Origin of the sequence: Pantoea sp. YU22, from assembly GCF_003970755.1 — a bacterium.
In the GTDB taxonomy this organism is placed as follows: Bacteria; Pseudomonadota; Gammaproteobacteria; order Enterobacterales; family Enterobacteriaceae; genus Pantoea; species Pantoea piersonii.
In genome coordinates this window covers 135,670-160,587 of the sequence record NZ_RYDU01000008.1, presented here as the reverse complement: position 1 = coordinate 160,587, position 24,918 = coordinate 135,670, and the positions used below count along the sequence as shown (strand labels likewise).

Genomic DNA, 24,918 nt, shown 5'->3' with positions numbered 1-24,918 from the left:
AAGGGCGCGAGCAGCATCCTCTGGAGCATTTTTTACATTGCATATTGGTTATTTTTTTAAACACAGAGTTTACTTTTGCCCGTCAGGACAGGGCGGCTTGTTTACCCGGCGCATCGCAGACGTCCAGGTCGGGTAAAAATTAAATAAGAAATTTTTCGGAGTTTTTAATGAAAATTTTACTGGTGGGTAACCATACGTGTGGGAATCGCGGGGATGGCGCGATTCTCCGCGGGCTGATCGATTCGATACATGCCGCCCGCAGTGACATAGATATTGATGTGATCAGCCGTTACCCAACGAGCTCTGGTTATTTGCTCCAGCAAGACATTCAGCAGGATTCGCTGTTTTTGCACAACAGTAAGTCAGCTAAGGGATTGATTGGAACGGTAAAGCGCAAGGTCGCTAACCGGCTGATGCCGAACATTATGATGGCGCATCTGGGAAAAGGCGGTCTGTTTAAATCTTTCGCCGTGCCGGCGCATCTGGAAGCCTTTACCGACAGCCTGAAGCAGTACGACGCCATTATTCAGGTCGGCGGCTCGTTCTTCGTCGATCTCTATGGCGTGACGCAGTTCGATCATGCGCTCTGCGCCCTGATGGCGAAGAAGCCTCTCTATTTGATCGGCCACTCGGTCGGTCCCTTTCAGAACCCGCGCGTAAATGCACTGGCGAACTTCGTCTTTGACCGTGTTGACAGCCTGGTGCTGCGCGAATCGGTCAGCCTCGATCTGATGAAAAAAGATGGCGTCACCACGCGCAAAGTCGCGCCGGGCGTCGATACCGCTTTCCTGGTCCGCGCGCGCAGCGTCGAACAGCCGAGCCACAACCTGCTGCACTGGCAAAATATTATCAGCAGTCGCAAAACTATCGCGATTACCGTGCGTGAGCTGGCGCCGTTCGACAAACGCCTTGGCGTGACGCAGAAAGAGTATGAAGCCGCTTTTGGCCGCGTAATCAATGCGATGATCGCCGAAGGCTATCAGGTGGTCGCCTTCTCGACCTGCACCGGCATTGACAGTTATGCCAAAGATGATCGTATGGTGGCGCTGACGCTGCGCGACAGCATCGAGCGCCCGGAGCATTACCATGTCATCATGGATGAGTTTAACGACCTTGAGCTGGGCATCCTGCTGAGCCACTGCCATCTCACCATCGGTACGCGCCTGCACTCTGCCATTATCTCGATGAACTTCGGCACGCCGGCCGTCGCTATCAACTACGAACACAAGTCGATGGGTGTGATGAATCAGCTCGGCCTGCCGCAGATGGCGACCGACGTGAAGAGCCTGATGGACGGCTCGCTGATCGACAAAGTCAAAGACGTGCTGGCGAATTATGACGCGATTAAACAGCAGGTCGATACGGCGGTTGCGCACGAGCGCGAAGTCGGTAACCGGATCACAGAAGAGATCCTCAACGTATTGGGGTAATGCTATGAAACTCACTTTTTTCACCATGCGTTTCCCGGTCGCCTCTGAGACCTTCGTGCTGAACCAGGTGACTCATTTTATCGACGCTGGCTACGACGTAGAGATCATCTCGGTATTTCCCGGCGATCTGGTGAACCGTCACGCAGCCTTCGACGAATATCAGCTGGCGTCGCGCACGCACTATCTGCTGCCGGAAGAGAAAGTCTCAAATATCGACAAGCTTAACCAGCGGCTGAAGCTGGTGCTGCCGAAAGTAGCGAAGCCCGCGCTGATCCGCTCGCTTAACGTACGCCGCTACGGCGCGCAGTCCAGCAAGCTGCTGCTGCCCTCTATCGTGGCGAATACCCGCCAGCCCTATACCGCCGACGTGTTCCTTGTTCACTTCGGCTACGCGGGCGCGCTGGCGAATAAGCTGCGTGAGCTGGGCGTGCTGATCGGCAAGCAGGCAACGGTGTTTCACGGCGCGGATATTTCACGCCGCCATATTCTGGAAGAGCACAAGCAGGATTACGTCAATCTGTTCGAACAGAGCGAGCTGTTGCTGCCGATCAGCCATCTCTGGGAGCGCAAGCTGATCGAAATGGGCTGCCCGCCGGAGAAGATCCACGTCACGCGCATGGGCATCGAGCCGGAGAAGTTTAACTTCAAGCCGCGCAAGGCGTTTCACTCGCCGCTGCGCATCGTCTCCGTGGCGCGTCTCACTGAGAAGAAGGGACTCGACGTCGCGGTGAAGGCCAGCGAGCTGCTGAAACAGCGCGGCGGTCAGTTTGAGTTCACCATTATCGGCAACGGCGACCAGGATGCGATGATGCGCGAGCATATCGCCAACGCCGGGCTGGAAGATTGTGTCAGCATGCCGGGCTTCAAGCCGCAGGAGGAGATTCGCGCCGCCCTGAGCGAGGCGGATATCTTCCTGCTGCCCTCCAAAACCGCCGCCGATGGCGATATGGAGGGGATACCGGTGGCGCTGATGGAAGCGATGGCGGTGGGCTTGCCGGTGGTCTCCACCTTCCACAGCGGCATTCCCGAGCTGATTGAAAACAACGTTTCAGGCTGGCTGGTGCCGGAAGATGACGCCGAGGCGCTGGCCGATACGCTGTTCAGGCTGTCGCAGGGCGATATCGATGTGGCACCAGTGGTCGCGGCGGCGCGGCATAAGGTCGAAACGGAATTCAATCAGCATATCGCCTATGGAGAACTGGCGCGGCTGCTGGAGCAGCTGGCGTGAGCGGACTGAAAAAACAGGCGGTATGGCTGTTCGGCAGTACCTGTTTCGCCGCGCTACTGCAGGTACTGCAGCTCAGCGTGCTGGCGCGCAAGCTGGAAGCGCACGAGCTGGGGCTGCTGGCGATTATCAACGCCATTCTGGCGGTCGCCACCGTGCTGCAGGATATGGGGATGAGCAGCTATCTCGTGCATCGTCAGGAGATCACCCGGCGCGAGCAGAGCACCATTTACTGGGTTAACGTTTCGCTGAGCCTGGTGACCGGTTTGATCCTGCTCGGCATCGCGTATCCGGTCGCCTGGTTCTACCATCTGCCGGAGCTGGTAGGGCTGATTATGCTTACCAGCCTCAACTTCCTCGTGCTGGGTCACCTGTCGCAGTATCAGGCGCACTACATCAAAACCAAACGTATGGTGTTGCTCGCCAAAATCGAGATGGCGACCAAACTGTTCGCGTTTGCCTGTACCGTAGCGATGCTCTGCTTTACATCGCTGACGGTGGCGGCGGCGATCCTTGGGCTGTTTATCAACGCTTTTACCCGCATTCTCTGCATGATCGCCTTCGGCGAGAAGTCGTGGCGGCCCACGTGGGAGTTTGATAAAGCCACCTTTATCAGCGCGGTGCGTTACGGCATCTATCAGCTTGGTTCGCAGACCATCAATCAGCTGCGCACTCAGGCGGACGCCCTGATTGTCGGTAAGGTTATGGGCGCAGAGATGCTCGGCATCTATTCGCTGGCGAAAGAGCTGATCCTCCAGCCGCTCAAGCTGGTATCGCCGGTTATCAACCGCCTGGCGCTGCCGCGCTTCGCGGAGAAACAGCAGGATCCCGAGCAGCTCAAAAAGCTGTTCCTGAAGGGCACCTTCGTTATCATGCTCTTCAGCAGCGCGATGTACCTGGCTATCGGGATTCTTTCGCCGGTGATTGTGCGGGTGTTGTACGGCGCGTCGCACGAGCAGGTTTACCATCTGATCCCGCTGATGCTGCTGTTCGGCATGCTGCGCCCGATGGGCGGGCTGACCGGCGCTATTTCGCAGGCGAACGGCCGCACCAACGTCGAGTTCTACTGGAATATCGTGGCGAGTCTGGTGGTGCTGGCGGTGCTGGCGACCACTTTTATCTGGCCGAACGTGCTTTACGTGGCGCTGACGCTGTCGATCTCGCAGGTGCTGATCTCCGCCTTCGCGCATCCGTTCTTTATTAAGCCAGTTATCGGTATCCGCTTTATGCCTTATGCGCGACAGTGGGTGTCGGTGTCGGCGCTATTTATCGCGGTGATTGTGCTGGTGAATCATTTCGACCTGTTTGTTATGCCGGAGTGGTTCGAACGCTGGCTCTAATCGATGAGTGTTATCCCGGGCGGCCGCTGTGCCGCCCGATTCTTTTTTAGCCTGGCATTGCACCTTATCAGCCACCGTTGCTGAAGAGGGTTTTAACGCATGGTTTAGCGCTTGTCTTTACTCACTTTATGGCGTGTCTGAATAGTGGGAAAAAGATGAATTTCTAAGGGTTGACAGGCATTTAGTGTCAGATTTTCAGATAAAGATTATACTTGCTGTTCTGGCCGAGACTGCATAATCGACCACACGTATTCACTTCATGAAATGGAAAAAATATGACCAAGCTTAAAGCAGTAATCCCGGTTGCGGGTCTCGGTATGCATATGCTCCCGGCGACGAAAGCAATTCCAAAAGAGATGCTGCCTGTCGTTGATAAGCCGATGATTCAATATATCATTGATGAATGCGTTGCCGCGGGCATCAAAGAGATTGTGCTGGTCACCCATGCTTCCAAAAATGCGGTGGAAAACCACTTCGATACCACTTACGAGCTGGAAGCGCTGCTCGAAGCGCGCGTTAAACGTCAGCTGCTGAGCGAAGTGCAGTCTATTTGCCCGCCGGGCGTGACCATTATGAACGTGCGTCAGGCGCAACCGCTGGGTCTGGGTCACTCTATCCTGTGCGCCCGTCCGATGATTGGCGACAACCCCTTTGTTGTCGTCCTGCCGGACGTGCTGCTGGACGACTCCACCGCTGACCACCTGCGCTACAACCTGGCCGCTATGGTGGCGCGCTTTGAAGAGACCGGCCATAGCCAGGTGCTGGCGCAGCATATGCCGACTTCCGATCTCAGAGAGTACTCGGTAATTACCACCGAGCAGCCGCTGGATAACCCAGGCGACGTCAGCACTATCACCAATTTCGTTGAGAAGCCGGAAGAGCCGGCGCCGCTTAACTCCGATCTGGCTGCGGTTGGCCGCTATGTACTCTCCGCAGATATCTGGGGAGAGCTTGAACGTACCGAGCCGGGCGCATGGGGCCGTATTCAGCTTACCGACGCTATCGCCAGCCTGAGCCAGAAGAAGCCGGTTGACGCCGCACTGCTGACGGGTCGCAGCTTCGACTGCGGGCGCAAGCTTGGCTATATGCAGGCATTTGTCTCTTACGGCCTGCGCAGCAACACCATGGGGCAGGAATTCCGCGCCGCCATCGAGAAAATTCTGGCAAAATAACCTTTTCTCACCTTTTGCCGCGCATCGACGCGGCAGCTTTGACAGGAGCACACATGGCTATTTTGGTAACGGGCGGGGCGGGATATATCGGCTCCCATACGGTGCTGGCATTATTGCAGCGCGGCGACGACGTTGTAGTACTGGATAACCTGTGCAACGCCTCGCGCGAGGCGATCAATCGCGTCGAGAAGCTGGCCGGGAAAAAGGCGACCTTTGTGGAAGGCGATGTCCGCGACCGCGCCTGCCTGCGCGATCTTTTCGCCAGCAATGAGATCACAGCGGTTATCCACTTCGCCGCGCTGAAGGCGGTAGGGGAGTCAACCCGCATGCCGCTGGAGTATTACGACAACAACGTCGCTGGCACAGTCGTGCTGCTGGAAGAGATGCGCGCCGCAGGCATCTATAACTTTATCTTCAGCTCTTCCGCCACCGTCTATGGCGCCGACGCGCCGGTTCCCTATGTGGAAACCACGCCGATCGGCGGCACGACCAGCCCTTACGGCACGTCCAAGCTGATGATTGAGTTCGTGATGCGCGACTTCGCCTTTGCCGAACCAAAATTCAAAGCCATCGCGCTGCGCTACTTTAACCCGGTCGGCGCACATGAGTCTGGCGAGATCGGCGAAGACCCGACCGGCATTCCTAACAACCTGCTGCCCTATATCGCGCAGGTAGCGATTGGCCGTCTGCCGCAGCTCGGCGTGTTCGGCGGCGATTACCCGACGCCGGACGGCACCTGTCAGCGCGACTACATTCACGTTGTCGACCTGGCGGAAGGCCACCTCAAGGCGCTGGATCATCTGCCGAAGGTAGAGGGTTATAAGGCTTACAATCTCGGCGCGGGCAAAGGCTATTCGGTGCTTGAGATGATCAAGGCGTTTGAGGCGGCTTCTGGCAAACAGATCCCTTATGAGATCAAACCGCGTCGCGACGGCGACCTGGCATCCTTCTGGGCTGATGCGAGCCTGGCGGACAAAGAGCTGGACTGGCGCGTGTCGCGCGGCATTGAAGAGATGATGCGCGATACCTGGAACTGGCAGTCGAAGAATCCAAACGGATTCAAATAACTGAAAATTTAAACAAAAGCCTGTCTGAGAACAGGCTTTTTGCATTATTAGTCGTATAAATTTACGCGCTTTTAAGTCCAACAAGGAAATGTTAATATCAGCCGTTTATTAGAATTTGCGGCAGTTACCATAAGTGGCGAATAGTTACTTATAAGCATTTATAAAACCTTATCAAACAACCTTAAAACGTGGCTTAGTGTGTAGTCTACTGGTAGCTGTTAAGCCAGGGGCGGTAGCATGTTTAATGCACTTAACCGAACATAAATTAATCATTTTTGAAAGTAGAATACAGAGCGTAAAGTATGAAGTTTAGTTTAGGTTATCTCATTGATTTAGTAACAGTTATCACTGAGAAAGAGCTCAAGGTTCGCTACAAAAGTAGCTTTTTAGGATATTTATGGTCAATAGCAAACCCACTACTCTTTGCTATGATTTATTACTTCATTTTTAAGTTGATCATGCGGGTACAGATTCCTAATTATACAATATTTATAATTACAGGATTATTCCCATGGCAATGGTTTGCAAGTACAACATCAAACTCCCTCTTTTCATTTATTGCTAACGCGCAAATCATTAAAAAAACAGTTTTCCCTCGTTCGGTTATCCCATTTAGTAACGTCATGATGGAGTGCCTGCACTTTTTATGTACCATTCCAGTAATTATTGTTTTCCTTTTGGTTTATAATATGACTCCACACTGGAACTGGTTATATGGTATTCCATTAATCGGCTTGGCACAGTTGGTTTTTTCGTATGGTATTGCGCTTTTCCTTTCGACGTTGAATCTCTTCTTCAGGGATTTAGAAAGATTCATTACTTTAGGTATCATGCTACTTTTTTACTGTACTCCAATACTCTACGCCGGAGATATGATACCCGAAAAATACCAATGGTTAATTAAATATAATCCCTTAGCGGACATGGTTCTGAGCTGGAGGGAGCTATTTATGAATGGTCACGTTGATTATGAGAAAATTCTGTCTTTATATGGAATGGGTATAATTACGCTTCTCATCGGCTCTTGGGTTTTTAATAAATTAAAGTTTCGGTTTGCTGAGATCTTATAATGGAAGTAGCGATAGAATTCAAAGGGGTAACTAAACGTTATCCATTATATCACCATATTGGTTCAGGTATAAAAGAGTTGATTTTCAACCCGAGGCGCGCTTTGACACTGCTTTCAGGCAGAAGCTATCTGGCTATTGAAGATATAAGCTTTACCGTCAATAAAGGTGAGTCAGTTGCACTCATTGGGCGAAATGGTGCCGGTAAAAGTACTTCTCTTGGCTTAGTTGCTGGTGTCATAAAGCCTTCAGCCGGTACAGTAACCACGAAAGGAAGAGTCGCATCCATGCTAGAGTTGGGGGGTGGATTCCACCCAGAACTTACTGGAAGGGAAAACATACGACTCAATGCAACTCTTCTTGGCTTGCGCCGCAAACAGTTAAATGAAAGGTTAGAAAAAATTATTGAGTTTTCAGAGCTAGGTGAATTTATTGATGAGCCTATTCGTGTTTATTCAAGTGGGATGCTGGCAAAGTTAGGTTTTTCAGTTATTACACAAGTTGATCCAGATATACTCATTATTGATGAGGTTTTGGCAGTAGGGGACTATGCTTTTCAAAAAAAATGCATGGAAACTATAAATAAGTTTAAATCAAAAGGCGTCACAATTTTATTTGTAAGTCATAACCTTAGTGACATTGAAAAAATTTGCGATCGCGTTATCTGGATTGAAAACCACCGATTAAAAGCGAGTGGCAATGCGGATGTCGTATTGCAACAGTATCGTTCTTCAATGTAAGGAAACATCGAATGAGTATTTATAAAGAAAAAATAAAAATTTATACTAGCCATCATAAACCTAGCGCATTTTTATCGTCATCGGTGATTAAACCCATCCACGTAGGTAAGGCTAATAGCTTTAACGATATTTGTTGTGATGGTGATGACACGGGCGACAATATCTCTATTAAAAACCCTTTTTATTGCGAATTGACTGCTCAGTATTGGGTCTGGAAGAACGACCTTTCATCTGAGTATGTGGGGTTCATGCATTACAGGCGTCATCTGAACTTCTCAGATAATCAGAATTATCCAGAAGACGTATGGGGTGTGGTCAATGAAGAGGTTATTTCACCAGAGTATGAAGAAAAATTTGGGCTTAATGAAAAATCTATAGCTGAGGCAATAGATGGTTGCGATATTCTTTTGCCAAAAAAATGGAGCGTTAAGCAGGCAGGGAGTAAAAATAATTACGAGCATTATAAAGTTTCGCAGCATTTACATATCGAAGATTATCAAGCAGCGATCGATAGCCTTTTATATCTTTATCCAGAGTATGCTTCCGCAGTAAAAATATTTAATAGCGCGCATGATGGCTATTATACAAATATGTTTGTAATGCGATCCGATCTTTTCTCGGAATATTCAGAATGGCTTTTTAATATCTTCAGTGATCTTGAAAGAAATTTTGCATTGCGTAATTACAGTGCTCAAGAAAAAAGAGTTATAGGGCATATATCTGAAAGGCTTTTTAATATTTTTCTTATCTATAAGGAAAAGACTTCTCCATTAAATAAAAAGGAACTTCAGCGTACTTTTGTTAAAACGGAAACTTTTAATGGTAAGCTTAAACCTGCTTTCCCAGAGAAAAATGTTCCTGTAGTAATATGCTTTGATGACAACTACTCATTAAGCGGCGGTGCATTAATTAATTCTATTATTAAAAACAGCCATCCCGACGATAACTATGACATTGTTATTTTAGAAAATGGTGTTTCAACGAGAAACAAATCTCGATTTTTCTCGCTAATCAATGGGAAAAACAATTTCTCAATTCGTTTTTTTGACGTGAATGCTTTTAGCGAAATGAAAAGTGTTTACACCAGAGCCCATTTTAGCGCCGCAACTTATGCAAGATTATTCATTCCTTCTATTTTCTCAGAGTTCGAAAAAGTTTTATTCATAGATGCTGATACTATTGTTGAAAGCGACGTAGCGGAACTGGTTCACATTAATCTCGGTAATAATTTAATCGCTGCCGTTAGAGATATAGTAATGGAGGGATTTGTCAAATTTGGAGCTATTGCACATATAGATGAGCCAAAAAATCTTGTTGCAAGAGAGTATCTCGAAAATATACTTGAGATGAAGGATTCCCATCGCTATTTTCAAGCCGGTATTATTCTTTTTAATATTGCTCAAATGCAGAAAGAGAATACCTACGGTAAGCTAATGCAAGCATTGAAATCACGTAACTATTGGTTTCTTGATCAAGACATAATGAACAAGGTCTTTTATAATCGTGTTCACTATTTACCTAATGAATGGAATGTCTATCATGGCAATGGTAATACTGATGATTTTTTCCCTAATTTAAATTTTGAAACTTATATGAGTTTTTTGAAGTCCCGCAAACATCCTAAAATGATACATTTTGCTGGCGAAAATAAACCATGGGATACGCCTCACGTTGACTTTTTTGATAATTTCATATCCTACATAAATAATACACCATGGCAAAAAGAAGTTTATGATCGTTTAAATGGAACTTCCGCACAGGCACAACCTGGAAACAATGATAAACTCTTGTTCCAGACTAAAATAAAAAGAAAGCTTATGCCATATCTAAATAAATATGCGCCAGTTGGTAGTAAGCGCCGTCAATTGATCGCTCGTAATTATTACAGAGTACGTCGTATAATTTTAGGTTGAATTATGAAAAAGAATATTCTCATCGTAGGTGCAGGTTTTTCAGGTGCTGTTATTGGACGAGAGTTAGCAGAAGACGGGCATAATGTACATATCATAGACTCAAGAGCACATATTGCTGGTAACTGTTATAGCGAGAGAGATGTTAATACTAATGTAATGGTACATACTTATGGCCCGCATATTTTTCATACGGATAATGAAGAAGTATGGAATTATATCAATGCCCATTGTGAAATGATGCCCTACACTAATAGAGTAAAAGCTACAGTGAATGGCAGTGTTTACTCGTTACCAATAAATCTCCATACGATAAACCAATTTTTTAATAAAACTTGTAATCCTTCGCAAGCCAAAGAACTTATTGAATCTAAAGGCGATAAAAGTATTACTGATCCCAAAACTTTCGAAGAGCAAGCCCTCCGCTTTGTTGGGAAAGAATTATATGAGGCATTTTTTAAAGGTTACACAATTAAACAATGGGGTATGGAACCTAAAGAATTACCTGCATCAATCTTAAAAAGATTACCTGTGAGATTTAATTACGACGACAATTATTTTAATCACAAGTTTCAAGGAATGCCAAAGGAAGGTTATACACCGATCGTTGAGTCAATTCTTAACCATGAAAATATCCATGTTCAATTAAATACGCATTTCGTTAAAGAAGATAAAAATAAGTACGATCATGTTTTTTATAGTGGGCCTTTAGATGGTTACTTTGGTTTTTCTTTAGGTCGATTGGGTTACAGAACATTAGATTTTCAACGTTTCGAAGCCGAAGGCGATTATCAGGGCTGTGCTGTAATGAACTATGGCGAAGTTGATGTCCCTTATACAAGAATCACTGAGCACAAATACTTTGCTCCTTGGGAGAAGCATGACAAGACTGTTTGTTATAAAGAATTTAGTCGTGCTTGCTCAGAAAAAGATATTCCTTATTATCCTATCCGTCAGATGGGAGAAATGCAGTTGTTGAATCAATATCTGGATGAAGCTGATAAAGAAAGCAATATTACCTTTATAGGCCGACTCGGCACATATCGTTATCTGGATATGGATGTTACGATCAAAGAGGCTCTAGATGTTGTTAAAAAGTATCGTGATGCCCTTCAGAATGAACTGGAAATGCCGGTTTTTGTGGTTAATCCCAGATGAAAATCACTGCTTTAATAGTCACCTATAATCGTCTCGAAAAGTTAAAAAAATGTTGGGCTGCAATAGAGCAGCTCCCTTTTCACGAAATACTTATTGTCGATAATGCATCAACAGATGCAACATCGGGATGGCTTCGTGAGCTTCGGGATTCACGTCTAAAAATAGTTTTCAATGACGTGAATGAGGGAGGAGCAGGTGGCTTTTTTAAAGGCTCTGAATGGCTAGCACATAACAGCAACCCAGACTGGGTGCTATTTTTTGATGATGATGCTTATCCGGACTCTACTTTACTCGCAGATTTTATTTCAAGTGACAAACAGGACGCTGACGTTATTGCTACCAACGTTGTTGATATGAAGGGATCGCGCTGTAAAATGAATATTCCCTGGCTTAAAATTCCTAATAGCTTTAGGGAATTGATCCGTTATTATAAGGAACCTTGTCAGTTTGAAGCCAGCCGTTCTGGAAAGGCAGAAGTAGTAACTTTCTCATTCGTTGGAGTTTTTATCGACTTTACTCTACTAAAAAAAATGTATCATAAAATCAATAAAGACTTATTTGTCTACTTTGATGACGTTTATTTTTCATGGGAGCTAAATCTACTGGGTTATAAAATTATCTATAATCCGGATTTGACTTTTTATCATGATGTGCTGGAATCTAAGTCAGCCATGCCTCCATGGAAGATTTATTATTTATCGAGAAATTTAATACTATCCAGAAATTTTTTTCAAGAAAAGAAACCTTTCAGTTTATTGTCCATACTGCTCAGAATAGTGAAGTGTTATTTTATGGTTATAAAATCTGATAACAAACTAAGCTATATTAAATATCTGACTAGAGGCGTTTGGGATGGGATGACTTATAATTTTAAGGGACCAAAGAGTGGCAGGATTTAATGAAAAAACTTTGTTTTTATATCAATTCTGACTGGTATTTTAATCTACACTGGAAAGAGCGAGCCCTGGCAGCTAAAGACAAGGGTTATGAAGTTCACGTTGTTTGTAGCTTCGAAGATTTAACTATCATGAATAGTTTTAAAGCAGCCGGCATCAACGTTCATAACTCTAAAATGTCTGAGCAATCACTAAACCCAGTAATTTTATTAAGAGATTTTTTTAACTCATTTAATATACTTCGCACATTAGAGCCCGATATTTTACATTGTATTACTATTAAGCCATGTCTCATTGGTGGTTTGTATGCGAAGTTTTTTCGAAAGAAACTGGTCATGAGTTTTGTAGGGTTAGGGCGTGTTTTTTCCTCAGAATCTAAAAAGTATAGAATTCTCAAAAGAGGCGTTTCTCATTTTTATCGCTGGATAAGTTCTAAACCAGATGTTTTCATGATATTCGAGCATGAACAAGATAGAGCCAGAATAGTTTCTATCACTGGTGTTAATGCTGAAAAAACAATGGTGATTAATGGGGCCGGTGTTAATACTGAAGAATTTAAGTTTTTGCCGGATCCAGCTAATGCTAAACCTGTAGTGCTTTTTGCAAGTCGCCTTATCTGGAGCAAAGGTTTGGCTGATTTAATTGAAGCAAAAAGAGCCCTTGAAAAAAAAGGCGTTTATTTTGAGTTAATGGTGGCCGGGATCATGGTTAAAAATGATCCCGATGCTATACCAGACCATATGATAAAAAAGTGGGCCGGATCTAATGATATAACCTGGTTAGGTCAGCGAAATGATGTAAGGCAATTAATTGAAAATTCAAATATCGTTGCTTTACCTTCTGTATACGCTGAAGGTGTACCACGGATTCTTATTGAAGCTGCTGCTGTTGGGCGCCCTTGTGTAGCTTATGATACAGGAGGTTGCAGTAGTATAATTATTAATAATTCTACAGGCTATATTGTAAATAAAGATTTAGATGATTTGGCTTTGAAATTAGAATTGTTAATCAAAGATAAGAATTTAAGAGCAGATTTTGGTCTTAAAGCCCATGAAAGAGTTAAATCGCATTTTTGCTCAAAATATGTAATTCAAAAAACGCTTTGGATTTATAGAAAACTCGAGTAAGCGGAGATATGAATGCCTGATAAAATAGTAGTAGAGGTTCCTGTCTCCTGGACAAAAAATCCAGTTGATGGATATAAACATAAATCTTTTATTACCAATCTTATTTTGGCTTTGACCGAAAGAAAAATTCCCTTATATTTTAGAGAAGTTCCATTTGGGGCAGACGAAGCCCCACGGAAACCTGAGAAAGGAACGTTAATTTTTTCTTATCATTCATGGGGAGCAGAAAAAAATGTCATAAGAATGAAGGAGGCTGCGGTAACTCCTTTGTTTTCTATGGATTTTTGCGGGTATTCAGGATGGTCTGATATTGCATTAAACTTCGACCGTTATGAAAAAGAGATTTCCCAAATAGACGAAGATACAGTTAATTGCGTGCTTGAACAGTGGCAAAAAAGATTCATTGAAGAAAATAATTCTAAATATCCGCAATCAAATGAAGCCTTGCCAGAAGTTGCTAAGGATTTTGTTTTCTATCCTATGCAAGTTCAAAATGATCCAGTTTCAGTTCATAGTAATTATGATGGTATACAATTACTTCACGATGCGGCTGAAATAGCCAAAGAGAAAGAGATATATCTGCTTGTTAAACGCCATCCTTTTTGCCAGTCTTTTGCTGTTGAAGAAAGCATAACGCTTTTGACTCAACATAATCCTTGGGTTGTGCGTACTAATAGTAATATTCACGATTTGATTAGAAAAGCGAAATCAGTAATAACAATTAATTCAGGCGTGGGTATTGAAGCATTGATAGATGGAGCAAGTGTTTTCTGTGCGGGTAGTTGTGAATGGCAGCAATGTTGTAATGCTTTATCAGACAAAAACGATCTAAAAAAAGCATTTTCACAGCACCCTGAAAAGATGAATCTTTTTCAGAAAAAAATGCTTACTTTTATCTTAACAAAATACTGGATAAATCCCGATTGCCCGTCTAATTTCGATAGTGTTATAGATCAAGCATTAGTTAATTTTGATCCTGATTTTGGTTATTACCATTCGCATATACATCCATCAGATGTTTTAATGCCGATAATCCTTGATCTGCAAGGGCGTCTTGAATATGAAAAGCGTAAATCAAAACAATCAACGTTAGATGCTTATGCTGCAATAGATCTTTATGAAAATCTTAAAAAAGAAACCTCGGCTTTAGCTTCCGAACTTCAAAGATATATAGAGCGTGTACGATCCTGTGAAGAAGAGTTAGAGCAATTTAGGCGCAAAATATAATAAAGTGCCTTTGCTGCGAATTTAATCGCTTATCATTCTATAATTTATCTGTTAGTGCTTGATTTCCCTATACTGATATAAGTTACATGTAACATGATGTATGATAACAAAGCTCATTTCATTTTGAATGATTATCAGCCTCAAACTCAGACAGGAGTAAAAAATGTCCAAGCAACAAATTGGCGTTGTAGGTATGGCGGTAATGGGCCGCAATTTGGCTCTTAACATTGAGAGCCGCGGTTACACTGTTTCTATCTTCAACCGTTCACGCGAAAAAACAGATGAAGTTATCGCTGAGAACCAAGGTAAAAAGCTCGCTCCGTACTATACGATCGAAGAGTTTGTAGAGTCCCTTGAGAAACCTCGTCGTATTCTGCTGATGGTACAGGCGGGCGAAGCAACTGATAAAACTATCGCTTCCCTGACCCCGCATCTCGATAAAGGCGACATCCTGATCGACGGCGGCAACACCTTCTACAAAGACACCATTCGTCGTAACAAAGAGCTCTCTGAGCAGGGCTTCAACTTCATCGGTACCGGTGTTTCCGGTGGTGAAGAGGGCGCGCTGAAAGGTCCTTCTATCATGCCTGGCGGCCAGAAAGAGGCTTACGAGCTGGTTGCGCCGATCCTGGACAAAATTGCTGCCCGCGCTGAAGACGGCGAAGCCTGTGTGACCTATATCGGTCCAGACGGCGCTGGCCACTACGTGAAGATGGTGCATAACGGCATCGAATATGGCGACATGCAGCTGATTGCCGAAGCCTATGCGCTGCTGAAAGGCGCGCTGGGTCTGAGCAACGAAGAGCTGGCGAAAACCTTCACCGAGTGGAATAACGGCGAGCTGAGTAGCTACCTGATTGACATCACCAAAGATATCTTCACCAAGAAAGATGATGAAGGTAACTACCTGGTTGACGTCATCCTGGATGAAGCCGCTAACAAAGGTACCGGTAAATGGACCAGCCAGAGCTCACTGGATCTCGGCGAACCGCTGTCGCTGATTACTGAATCCGTATTTGCCCGCTACCTCTCTTCTCTGAAGACACAGCGCGTTGCCGCATCTAAAGTTTTAAGCGGCCCGCAGGCACAGGCTTTCACCGGTGACAAAGCGGAATTTATCGAGAAAGTGCGTCGCGCGCTTTACCTGGGCAAAATCGTCTCTTACGCGCAGGGCTTCTCACAGCTGCGTGCTGCTTCCGAGCAGTACAACTGGGATCTGCACTACGGCGAAATCGCAAAAATCTTCCGTGCTGGCTGCATCATCCGCGCACAGTTCCTGCAGAAGATCACCGATGCCTATGCAGAAAACGCCAATATCGCGAACCTGTTGCTGGCACCTTACTTCAAAAATATCGCTGACGAATACCAGCAGGCGCTGCGCGACGTAGTTGCTTACGCCGTACAAAACGGTATCCCGACGCCGACTTTCTCTGCCGCTATCGCTTACTACGACAGCTATCGTTCAGAAGTATTACCCGCTAACCTGATTCAGGCGCAGCGCGACTACTTCGGCGCGCATACCTATAAGCGCATCGATAAAGAAGGTGTGTTCCACACCGAGTGGCTGGACTAATCATTAAAAAGGCTTCCATAAGGAAGCCTTTTTTTATCCCACCAGCAAATCCCCGCTCCTAATCTCTTTATCTCCCGCCAGCCTGACCACCAGCATGCCCGCCGTCGCGAACTTCGCCCAGTGCCTTGCATAGAGCACGCCGCCATGCTCTGCCACCAGCGGCGTCACGCTGTCGGTTATCGGATCGACTACCTCAGCGATTACTTCACCCGGACGAATATGCGCGCCCAGTTTTTTACGGTGCAGGATCAGGCCCGATACCGGCGAGTAAATATATTCGCAGCCTGCCAGCGGCGTTGCGGGATGTTTAAGGGCAGGGGAGACAGCGGCTGCGCCCTCAGTGTGACGCTGCTTAATAACGCTCACCTCTTCAGGCATATCTACCGCTTCCAGCGCGCTCGCCGCAGCGCTGCTCTCCGCCATACCTGCAATGTCGTCAGCATTTGCCGTCACCAGCGCCAGTTCATCGCCGCCAATCACCGGGGCGGCCACTTCTGCTGATATCAGGGTCTCTTCAGCCGCGATATAACCACCTTCGCGCAGCGCAGCGATAATTGCATCCGCGTCATGCTCCGCCTGGTCAGGATCGACATCACGTACCCCACGCAGCTCAAGCGTCACCGGCAGCAGGCCGCGCGGCATTGGATAGCTGTCGCCAAAACGCTCCGCCAGCGTCAGCCAGGGCTCGCAGCAGGCTTCATCGAAGGGTTCACCGCCTGAAACCTGCGCCAGCAGCTGCACCTCGCTGCCCAGCCAGCGCGCCAGCGGCTCAATATCGGGCCAGGCGTGCGGTGTGGTGTAGAGATGGGGCAACGCTTCCCAGTCGCAGTGCAAATCAATCATCAGATCCGCCTGGCTCGCCATGCGCATCAGGGTAAACCGCTGTGCCTCCAGTTCGTTTTTGGCAATTACATCGCGATAGTGGCGATCGATCGCATCGCGGATCAGCCGCTTGTTGTCGCCTTCGTTCGGCGACAGCGAGCCGGCCAGCTCAGCCGCCAGCTTTTCGCCCAGCGCGGGGAAGCGACGGTTGAAGTCCTGACCAGACTCGCAGTGAAAACGTCCCAGATGCGTGCCGTTCCAGTGCTGGCTCAGCGCCAGCGGGTTCGCCACCGGCACCAGCGTAAAGCTCGCACGCAGCCTGCCAGCGGACTCCAGCGCCGCCAGCTTCTGCTTGAGAAACCAGGCGACCGCCATACCGGGGATCTCATCGCCGTGCAGCGACGCCTGGATATAAACCTGTTTATGTTTTTCTTCGCCGAAGTGGAAGCTGACGATTTCGCGCTGAGTGCCCAGCGAGGCGCTAAGAAGAGGATGATGTTGTTGATGCATGAGGCGCTGAGTATCCTGTCATTTAGAAGGGGCGCAGCTGCGCCCTGGAAATGAAGAAAAGTATAGTGCCGAATTAAAGCGGGCGACCAGTTGCGTCGCCCCAGGGTTACGGCTGGACAGAAATGTCAGTAGCGAAGTACTGCTTTTGAATCTTGTCGAAGGTGCCGTTCTTTTTGATTTCGGCGAAGGCGTTATCCATCGCGGTTTTCAGTTCGGTATCGCCTTTACGCAGGCCAATCGCGGTTCCCGGACCGATAATTGGATCTTGCACAATCGGGCCGGCCAGCTCGAAATCTTTGCCCTGCGGATGTTTCAGGAAGCCGTTTGCCGCCTGCGCCGCATCGGTAAATACCACATCCAGACGGCCAGAGATAAGGTCGCTCTCTACCTGTGCCTGATCGCCATAGGGCACGACGTTCACGCCGTACGGCTGCCATTTGGCGCGTGCGTAACGCTCCTGCACTGTGCCTTGCTCCACGCCGACGGTTTTACCCTTCAGCGACTCGGCGGTCGGCAGCAGGCCGGAACCTTTACGCGCAATCAGCTGGGTATGGGTGTCATAGAGCGGCACGGTAAAGTCGATCTGCTTCAGACGCTCTTCGGTAATGCCCATATCTGACAGGATGGCGTCGAACTTACGCGCTTTGAGCGCCGGGATCATGCCGTCGAACTGACTTTCCACCCAGACGCATTTTGCCTGCATCTGCTGGCACAGCGCATTGCCCAGATCGATATCGAAGCCGACCAGCTTGCCCTGCGGGGTTTTGGACTCAAACGGAGGATAGGTCGGATCAACCGCGAAGCGGACCTGTTCGATTTTCGCCTGCGCGCCAAAGGCGCAGCCTGCCAGCAGAGCGGTCATCAGCGCAGCGCGCAGACGTGAGGGAGTGTAAATAGCCATTTAATCTTCTTTTATCGTGATGTTGAATTAAGCAGAGTACCTGCCCGCTATCACGATGACAATTACTGGATTATTTTCACTACGTTAGCATTACAGAGGCGGCGATAGTCGTCGGTATTGACTATGACCGACCTGTCCAGTCGACCAGCGTTAAAGGCGATCTCCTCAAAACGATCAAACAGCAGCGGATCGACCACCAGCTTCAAATCGGGATGAAAAGAGAAGGGCGGTATAGCGCCGAACACACAGCCGGTCAGCGCATCCACTTCCGCCGGGCTGGCGAGCGAGGCGCGCCGACCGCCGACTGCCTCCGCCACTCTGGTTAAATCCGCCTGCTGATCTGCAGGCAGCACCGCCAGCACATGCTGTTTGACGCCGTTGCCTTTGACGTGGCACACCAGCGCTTTTGCCCCCTGGCCCACCGCCGTGCCGCGGATCGCCGCCACTGCCTCGCATTTACCGGTCGCTTCATGCGTAATCAGCCGATAGCGCGCCTGATGCCGATCCAGCAGGGCGAGCAGTTTTTCATGGGTTGTCATCGCGGTTCCTGAGAAAAAATACGCTCGGTGTTGCTCAAGGCCCAGTGCCTTTCCCGGTCTTGAGCAACGTAACCTGGCTACTTATGACGCGCGCGCAGATTATTAATGACGGTGCTGAGGTCGAGATCCTGGTCCTGTAGCAGCACCAGCAGGTGATAGAGCAGGTCAGAAGCCTCGTTGGTCAGCTCGTGGCGGTCGTTAACCGTCGCTGCCAGCGCGGTCTCGACACCTTCTTCACCCACTTTCTGCGCGATACGCTTGGTGCCGCTGGCATAGAGCTGCGCGGTGTAGGAGCTGGCGGGATCGGCGCTTTTGCGCGACGCCAGCAGCTGCTCAAGCTGATAGAGAAAGGCCCAGTCGGGCGCAGCGGGCGAGAAGCAGCTTGAGGTGCCGCGATGGCAGGTCGGGCCGACAGGATCGGCCAGCACCAGCAATGTGTCGTTGTCGCAGTCCGGCGTGATGCTCACTACCTTAAGGAAATGGCCGGAGCTTTCGCCTTTGGTCCAGAGACGCTGTTTGGTGCGTGAGAAAAAGGTGACGTTGCCTTCGCTCAGGGTTTTCGCCAGCGCGTCCTGATTCATATAGCCGTGCATCAGCACTTCGCCGGAAACGTTGTGCTGCACGATGACGGGCATCATGCCCTCGGTTTTGGCCCAGTCGAGGCGGGCCAGTTGCTCTTCAGTTAACACGCGCGAATCTCCACTCCGTTCTCTTTCAGAAAGCTCTTCAGCTCGCCAATATTGATAATTTGCTTGTGGAACACCGAGGCGGCCAGCGCGCCGTCGACGTTCGCCTGTTCAAAAGCGTTAAGGAAGTGCTGCATGGTGCCTGCGCCGCCGGAGGCGATCAGCGGCACGTTGCAGACGTCGCGTACTTTTTTCAGCTGCACCAGATCGTAGCCGTTGCGTACGCCATCCTGGTTCATCATGTTCAGTACGATTTCGCCTGCGCCCCGCTTTTGCACCTCCTGCACCCACTCCAGAGTTTCCCACTGGGTCACGCGCGTGCGCGCTTCGTCGCCGGTATACTGATTTACATGATATTTGCCGCTGGCCTCGTCGAACCAGGTATCAATTCCCACCACGATGCACTGCACGCCGAAGCGATCCGCCAGGCGGGTGATGAGCGAAGGATCGGCCAGCGCAGGTGAGTTAACAGAGATTTTGTCGGCACCGAATTCCAGAATGCGCGCCGCGTCCTGCTCGCTTTTAATGCCGCCCGCCACGCAGAAAGGAATATCGATCACTTCCGCTACGCGCGACACCCAGCTTTTGTCGACCACGCGGCCGTCGCTGGAGGCGGTAATATCGTAGAAGACCAGCTCGTCCGCGCCTTCCTGCGCGTAGCGCTGCGCCAGCGGCACGATATCGCCGATGATCTCATGGTTGCGGAACTGGACGCCTTTGACGACCTGACCGTCGCGCACGTCAAGACAGGGAATTATGCGTTTTGCCAGCATGCGATAGCCTCCGAAACCGTGAATTTACCTTCCAGTAAGGCGCGTCCGACAATCACGCCCTTGACGCCGCTGCCGCGCAGCGCTGCGATATCCTCAATGCCGCCGATGCCGCCGGAAGACTGAAACGCAATATCGGGATAGCGCGCGGTTACTTCCTGATAGAGCGCGACGTTAGAGCCGCTCAGGGTGCCGTCGCGCGAAATATCGGTGCAGAGCACATGCTTCAGGCCCACCGGCGCAAACTGCGCGATAACCTCTTCCAGCGTGACGCCCGCCGCTTCCTGCCAGCCGCTGATGGCGACCTCTTTACTGTTCGCCGCGTCGATGCGCACATCCAGCGCCAGCACGATCGCCTCGGGGCCAAATTCGCTAAACCACTTTTTCACTTCCTCTGGCTCTTTCACCGCCGTGGAGCCGACCACGACGCGGCTGGCGCCAGCATCCAGCAGCGCCCTGACGTCGTCGCGCGTGCGAATGCCGCCGCCGACCTGCACGATCGCCTCAACGCCGTTAAGCAGCGTTTGCAGCAGCGGGATCTGGCGCTGTGCCGGATCCTTTGCGCCGGTCAGGTCTACCAGATGCAGCACCGTCGCGCCCTGGCTGGCATACTCCTGCAGGCGCGGCAGCGGATCGCTGCCGTAATCGCGCTGCTGGCCATAATCGCCCTGATGCAGACGCACCACTTTGCCGTCAATTAAATCTAACGCGGGGATAATCATTACATCTCCAGGAAGTTTTTCAGCAGCTGCGCGCCCGCTTTGCCGGAGCGCTCGGGGTGGAACTGCACGCCAAAGAAGTTATCTTTCTGCACCGCTGCGGTGAAGGGCTGGCCGTAATCGCACTGGGCGATGGTGCTGGCGTTCACCGGCATGGCGTAGCTGTGCACGAAGTAGAAGTAGCTCTCTTCATCGATGCCGCGAAACAGGTGATTGCCCGCCTGAGCGATAATCTGGTTCCAGCCCATATGCGGCAGCGGCAGGCCCTGGGTGTCCATCAGCCCGCAGGCCGCGTCGATAATGCCGAGGGTGGTTATGCCACCGTTCTCCTCGCTGCTGCTGCCCAGCAGCTGCATGCCGAGGCAGATGCCCAGCACCGGCTGGGTGCAGGCTTTGATCAGATCCACAAGGTCGCGCTCTTCCAGCTGATTCATCGCCGCCTGCGCGGTGCCGACGCCCGGCAGAAACAGCTTGTCGGCACGCAGCACCACGTCAGGGTCGCGGCTGACGTCAGGCGTGTAGCCAAGACGCTCCACCGCCCACTTGACCGACGAGAGGTTGGCGCAGCCGGTATCGAGGATCACCACGTTCATTACAGCACTCCTTTCGAGCTGGGCAGGGTGTTGCCCTCAACGCGGATCGCCTGGCGCAGCGTGCGGCCGAAAGCTTTAAACAGGCTCTCCACGCGGTGGTGATCGTTCTTGCCCTTGGTTTTAAGGTGCAGGGTGCTCATCATGGCGTAGGAGAGCGAGCTGAAGAAGTGCTCCACCATCTCGGTGCTCATATCGCCGACGCGCTGATAGCTGAACTCCGCCTTGAATTCGAGGTGCGGGCGGCCGGAGATATCGAGCGCGCAGCGCGCCAGACACTCATCCATCGGCAGCACGAAGCCGAAACGGCCGATGCCGCGCTTGTCGCCCAGCGCCTTCAGCAGCGCCTCGCCGAGCGCCAGCCCGGTATCTTCAATGGTGTGGTGATCGTCGATATAGAGATCGCCTTTCACTTCGATATTCATGCGGAAGCCGCCGTGCACCGCAATCTGGTCCAGCATATGGTCGAAAAAGCCGACGCCGGTGTTGATTTTGCTGCTACCTTCGCGGTCCAGCCAGACCTCGGCCTGAATCTGCGTCTCTTTGGTGTTGCGGTTAACCAGCGCATGGCGGTCGCGTCGGGTCAGCCGCGCCTGGATAGCGTTCCAGTCCTCGCCGTCGCGGCCGAAGCGGATGCCCTGGATCCCCATATTCTGCGCCAGCTGGATATCGGTCAGCCGGTCGCCGATAACATAGCTGTTTGCCACGTCGATAGCGCCTTCCGCCAGCCACGCCTCGACCATTTTGGTCTTCGGCTTACGGCAGTCGCAGTTATCTTCCGGCTTGTGCGGACAGATCAGCACGTCGTCAAAGCGGATGCCCTGCGAGCTGAGCACCTGCATCATCAGGTTATGCGGGCCGTCGAAATCCGCCTGCGGAAAGCTGCTGGTGCCCAGTCCGTCCTGATTGGTGATCATCACCAGCCGGTAACCGGCGCTCTGCAAAGCCAGCAGCGCCGGGATGACGTTGGCTTCAAACGCCAGCTTCTCCAGGCGATCCACCTGAAAATCCTCAGGCGGCTCGACGATAAGGGTGCCGTCGCGATCGATAAAAAGGGTCTTCTGACTCATGCTCTCTCCACAGATAAAGCCTGTAACGCGGCGATCAGGCGCTCGCACTCTTTACGCGTGCCGATTGAGATGCGCAGACATCCCGCAAGGCCCGGATTTTTGTTCTGGTCGCGCAGAATAATGCCCTGATCCCACAGGGATTTAAACACCGCAGGCGAATTGTCGAAGCGCGCCAGAATATAGTTGGTTTCGCTTGGGAAGACCTGCTGCACGATGCTGAGCCGGGAGAGCTGCTCCAGCAGCCAGGCGCGGCTGGCGTTCAGCTCGACGACGTGCTGGCGCATCAGCGCGATACCCTGGTCGCTCAGCGCCTGACCAGCGACGTCGGCGACCGGCGTCGCCAGCGGGTAGGGCGCGATCACCTTCATCAGCAGGTCGATGACCGGCGGGTTCGCCAGGGTAAAGCCGCAGCGCAGACCGGCCAGCGCAAAGGCCTTTGACAGCGTGCGCAGGATCACCAGATGCGGGTAATCCTTCAGCCAGCCGCTCAGCGTCGCCTGCGGACAGAATTCAATATAGGCTTCATCAGCCACCACCAGCGCCTTTCCTGCGGTCATCTCCAGCAGCGCGCGGATGTCGTCCGGGTTGATCAGGTTGCCGGTCGGGTTGTTGGGGCTGCACATATAGACCACTTTCACGCCGTCGAGCTGCTCCGCGATGGCGGGCAGATTAAGCTGCCAGTTCTCCAGCGCGGGCACGGTGCGGTACGCAATGCCGATGGTTTCCGCACTGACGCTGTACATGCCGTAGGTCGGCGGGCAGAAGAGAATCGCGTCTTTGCCCGGCTCGCAGAAGGCGCGCATCACCAGTTCGATGCCTTCGTCCGCGCCGCGGCTCACCAGCACCTGTTCCGGCGTCAGCCCCGCGTAGGCGGCGTAGCGCTCAATCACAAGCTTCGGCTGACATTCCGGGTAGCGGTTCAGCGTCTGCTGCGACAGCTCAAATTCCACCGGCAGCGGAAATTCGTTGGCGTTGAGCCAGACGTCGCCGTTGCCGCCCAGGCGGCGCGCGGACTGGTAGGGCGTCAGGGCGCGCACGTTATCGCGCGCCAGCTCTTCAATATTCCGGCTCATGCCTGCTCCTTATTCAGCGCGGCAACGCGCAGGGTAACGGCGTTTTTATGGGCCTCAAGCTGCTCAGCGGCGGCCAGGGTTTCAATCGTAGCAGCGAGATTCAGGAAGCCCTGCGGCGTCAGCTCCTGCACCGTCATGCGCTTCTGAAAATCGGCCAGGCCGAGGCTGGAGCTGGTGGCGGTGTAGCCGTAGGTCGGCAGCACATGGTTGGTGCCGGAAGCGTAATCGCCCGCTGACTCTGGCGACCAGTCGCCAAGAAACACCGAACCGGCGCTGGTAATGGCGTCTACCAGATCGCGCGGCTGGCGCGTCTGAATAATCAGATGCTCCGGGCCGTACTGGTTAGAGATCGCCACGCACTCCGCCAGATCGCGCGTGACGATGAGACGGCTGCTCGCCAGCGCCTGACGCGCGGTTACAGCGCGCGGCAGGGCCTGTAGCTGCGTCTCGACCGCTTCGGCGACGCTCTGGGCCAGCGTCAGCGATGGCGTCAGCAGAATTACCTGGGAGTCGGGGCCGTGTTCCGCCTGCGACAGCAGATCGGAAGCGACAAAGTCGGGCGTTGCACCTTCGTCGGCAATAACCAGCACTTCCGACGGGCCGGCGGGCATATCGATCGCCGCGCCGTCGAGACGCTGGCTCACCTGGCGTTTCGCTTCGGTGACCCAGGCGTTGCCCGGTCCAAAAATTTTGTCTACTTTCGGCACGCTCTCGGTGCCGAAGGCGAGCGCGGCGATCGCCTGCGCGCCGCCGACCTGAAATACCTCTTCAACGCCGCAGAGCTGCGCTGCATAGAGGATCTCATCGGCGATCGGCGGCGGCGAGCAGAGCGCCACGCGGCTGCAGCCAGCGATGCGCGCCGGGGTCGCCAGCATCAGCACGGTAGAGAAGAGCGGGGCGGAGCCGCCGGGAATATAGAGACCAACCGAGCGCACCGGACGGGTGATCTGCTGGCAGCGCACGCCGGGCTGGGTCTCGACATCCACGGCCGCCAGCTTCTGTGCGTTGTGGAAGGTTTCGATATTGGCGACGGCGGCGGCCATCGCCTGTTTAAGGGCGTCGCTCAGGCGCGCACCGGCGGCCGCTATCTGGTCGGGCGTGACGCGCAGCGCCTCCACCTGCGCCTTGTCGAAGCGCGCGCTGAACTCGCGCAGCGCCGCGTCGCCGTTGCTTTTTACCTGCTCCAGCACATCGCGCACCGTGGCGCTGATGGCGTCGGAAGCGGCGATAGCCGGACGCTGCAGCAGCGCCTGCTGCTCTTCCTCGCTGCACTGCTGCCATTCGACGGGGGTCATAAAGGACATGG

Annotated in this window: 23 protein-coding genes; 13 read left to right on the top strand and 10 right to left on the bottom strand. The window is 51.1% G+C overall.

Annotation, left to right across the window (positions count from 1 at the left end; genetic code table 11):
• Positions 1-167 precede the first annotated feature (167 nt).
• From wcaK to gndA, 13 genes are all read left to right on the top strand, one after another.
• Positions 168-1,430, top strand: a complete 1,263-nt coding sequence (gene wcaK, locus EKL29_RS13550) for a colanic acid biosynthesis pyruvyl transferase WcaK (protein ID WP_126689960.1) — start codon at positions 168-170, stop codon at positions 1,428-1,430.
• 4 nt (positions 1,431-1,434) lie between these two features.
• A complete protein-coding gene (locus EKL29_RS13545; protein ID WP_120453306.1) occupies positions 1,435-2,658 on the top strand; it encodes a glycosyltransferase in 1,224 nt (407 codons plus the stop codon).
• Positions 2,655-3,995 (top strand): MOP flippase family protein, encoded by a 1,341-nt coding sequence (locus EKL29_RS13540; RefSeq protein ID WP_120453308.1) that lies wholly within the window; start codon positions 2,655-2,657, stop codon positions 3,993-3,995. The genes EKL29_RS13545 and EKL29_RS13540 overlap by 4 nt, the downstream gene beginning before the upstream one ends.
• Before the next feature lie 275 nt (positions 3,996-4,270).
• On the top strand, positions 4,271-5,167 hold the full coding sequence (gene galF / locus EKL29_RS13535; protein ID WP_120453310.1) for a UTP--glucose-1-phosphate uridylyltransferase GalF: 897 nt from the start codon (positions 4,271-4,273) through the stop codon (positions 5,165-5,167).
• A gap of 53 nt (positions 5,168-5,220) precedes the next feature.
• On the top strand, positions 5,221-6,234 hold the full coding sequence (gene galE, locus EKL29_RS13530; protein WP_126689959.1) for a UDP-glucose 4-epimerase GalE: 1,014 nt from the start codon (positions 5,221-5,223) through the stop codon (positions 6,232-6,234).
• Positions 6,235-6,536: 302 nt separating this feature from the next.
• On the top strand, positions 6,537-7,304 hold the full coding sequence (locus tag EKL29_RS13525) for an ABC transporter permease (RefSeq protein ID WP_126689958.1): 768 nt from the start codon (positions 6,537-6,539) through the stop codon (positions 7,302-7,304).
• Entirely contained in the window at positions 7,304-8,041 is a 738-nt protein-coding gene (locus EKL29_RS13520) for an ABC transporter ATP-binding protein (RefSeq protein WP_126689957.1), read from the top strand. The genes EKL29_RS13525 and EKL29_RS13520 overlap by 1 nt, the downstream gene beginning before the upstream one ends.
• A gap of 11 nt (positions 8,042-8,052) precedes the next feature.
• Positions 8,053-9,954 (top strand): DUF4422 domain-containing protein, encoded by a 1,902-nt coding sequence (locus EKL29_RS13515; RefSeq protein WP_126689956.1) that lies wholly within the window; start codon positions 8,053-8,055, stop codon positions 9,952-9,954.
• Positions 9,955-11,109, top strand: coding sequence for a UDP-galactopyranose mutase (glf, locus tag EKL29_RS13510; RefSeq protein ID WP_126689955.1), 1,155 nt, complete (start codon positions 9,955-9,957; stop codon positions 11,107-11,109).
• Entirely contained in the window at positions 11,106-12,008 is a 903-nt protein-coding gene (locus EKL29_RS13505; protein ID WP_126689954.1) for a glycosyltransferase, read from the top strand. Before glf ends, EKL29_RS13505 begins: the two co-directional genes overlap by 4 nt.
• A complete protein-coding gene (locus EKL29_RS13500) occupies positions 12,008-13,132 on the top strand; it encodes a glycosyltransferase family 4 protein (RefSeq protein WP_126689953.1) in 1,125 nt (374 codons plus the stop codon). Before EKL29_RS13505 ends, EKL29_RS13500 begins: the two co-directional genes overlap by 1 nt.
• 12 nt (positions 13,133-13,144) lie before the next feature.
• A complete protein-coding gene (locus EKL29_RS13495) occupies positions 13,145-14,359 on the top strand; it encodes a hypothetical protein (protein WP_126689952.1) in 1,215 nt (404 codons plus the stop codon).
• A 163-nt stretch (positions 14,360-14,522) separates the two neighbouring features.
• Positions 14,523-15,932 (top strand): NADP-dependent phosphogluconate dehydrogenase, encoded by a 1,410-nt coding sequence (gndA, locus tag EKL29_RS13490; protein ID WP_120453331.1) that lies wholly within the window; start codon positions 14,523-14,525, stop codon positions 15,930-15,932.
• 33 nt (positions 15,933-15,965) lie between these two features.
• Here gndA and EKL29_RS13485 read toward each other — a convergent pair whose 3' ends face one another.
• The 10 genes from EKL29_RS13485 to hisD all read right to left on the bottom strand — a co-directional run bounded on the left by EKL29_RS13485 (position 15,966) and on the right by hisD (position 24,916).
• Positions 15,966-17,264, bottom strand: a complete 1,299-nt coding sequence (locus EKL29_RS13485; RefSeq protein ID WP_126689951.1) for a succinylglutamate desuccinylase/aspartoacylase family protein — start codon at positions 17,262-17,264, stop codon at positions 15,966-15,968.
• A 106-nt stretch (positions 17,265-17,370) separates the two neighbouring features.
• A complete protein-coding gene (locus EKL29_RS13480) occupies positions 17,371-18,165 on the bottom strand; it encodes an ABC transporter substrate-binding protein (RefSeq protein WP_120453335.1) in 795 nt (264 codons plus the stop codon).
• Positions 18,166-18,227: 62 nt separating this feature from the next.
• Positions 18,228-18,704, bottom strand: a complete 477-nt coding sequence (locus tag EKL29_RS13475; protein WP_126689950.1) for a YbaK/prolyl-tRNA synthetase associated domain-containing protein — start codon at positions 18,702-18,704, stop codon at positions 18,228-18,230.
• 77 nt (positions 18,705-18,781) lie between these two features.
• The gene (gene hisIE, locus EKL29_RS13470; protein ID WP_126689949.1) at positions 18,782-19,393 is read right to left on the bottom strand and encodes a bifunctional phosphoribosyl-AMP cyclohydrolase/phosphoribosyl-ATP diphosphatase HisIE; all 612 of its coding nucleotides are present in this window, start codon (positions 19,391-19,393) and stop codon (positions 18,782-18,784) included.
• A complete protein-coding gene (gene hisF / locus EKL29_RS13465) occupies positions 19,387-20,163 on the bottom strand; it encodes an imidazole glycerol phosphate synthase subunit HisF (protein ID WP_126689948.1) in 777 nt (258 codons plus the stop codon). The genes hisIE and hisF overlap by 7 nt, the downstream gene beginning before the upstream one ends.
• Positions 20,145-20,882 carry a 1-(5-phosphoribosyl)-5-[(5-phosphoribosylamino)methylideneamino]imidazole-4-carboxamide isomerase gene (gene hisA / locus EKL29_RS13460; RefSeq protein WP_126689947.1) on the bottom strand — a complete coding sequence of 246 codons (738 nt, stop codon included), beginning with the start codon at positions 20,880-20,882 and terminating at the stop codon, positions 20,145-20,147. Before hisA ends, hisF begins: the two co-directional genes overlap by 19 nt.
• The gene (gene hisH / locus EKL29_RS13455) at positions 20,882-21,472 is read right to left on the bottom strand and encodes an imidazole glycerol phosphate synthase subunit HisH (RefSeq protein ID WP_126689946.1); all 591 of its coding nucleotides are present in this window, start codon (positions 21,470-21,472) and stop codon (positions 20,882-20,884) included. The genes hisA and hisH overlap by 1 nt, the downstream gene beginning before the upstream one ends.
• Entirely contained in the window at positions 21,472-22,539 is a 1,068-nt protein-coding gene (hisB, locus tag EKL29_RS13450) for a bifunctional histidinol-phosphatase/imidazoleglycerol-phosphate dehydratase HisB (RefSeq protein WP_126689945.1), read from the bottom strand. Before hisB ends, hisH begins: the two co-directional genes overlap by 1 nt.
• Positions 22,536-23,612 carry a histidinol-phosphate transaminase gene (gene hisC, locus EKL29_RS13445; RefSeq protein WP_126689944.1) on the bottom strand — a complete coding sequence of 359 codons (1,077 nt, stop codon included), beginning with the start codon at positions 23,610-23,612 and terminating at the stop codon, positions 22,536-22,538. Before hisC ends, hisB begins: the two co-directional genes overlap by 4 nt.
• Positions 23,609-24,916 (bottom strand): histidinol dehydrogenase, encoded by a 1,308-nt coding sequence (hisD, locus tag EKL29_RS13440; RefSeq protein ID WP_126689943.1) that lies wholly within the window; start codon positions 24,914-24,916, stop codon positions 23,609-23,611. The genes hisC and hisD overlap by 4 nt, the downstream gene beginning before the upstream one ends.
• Positions 24,917-24,918 lie beyond the last annotated feature (2 nt).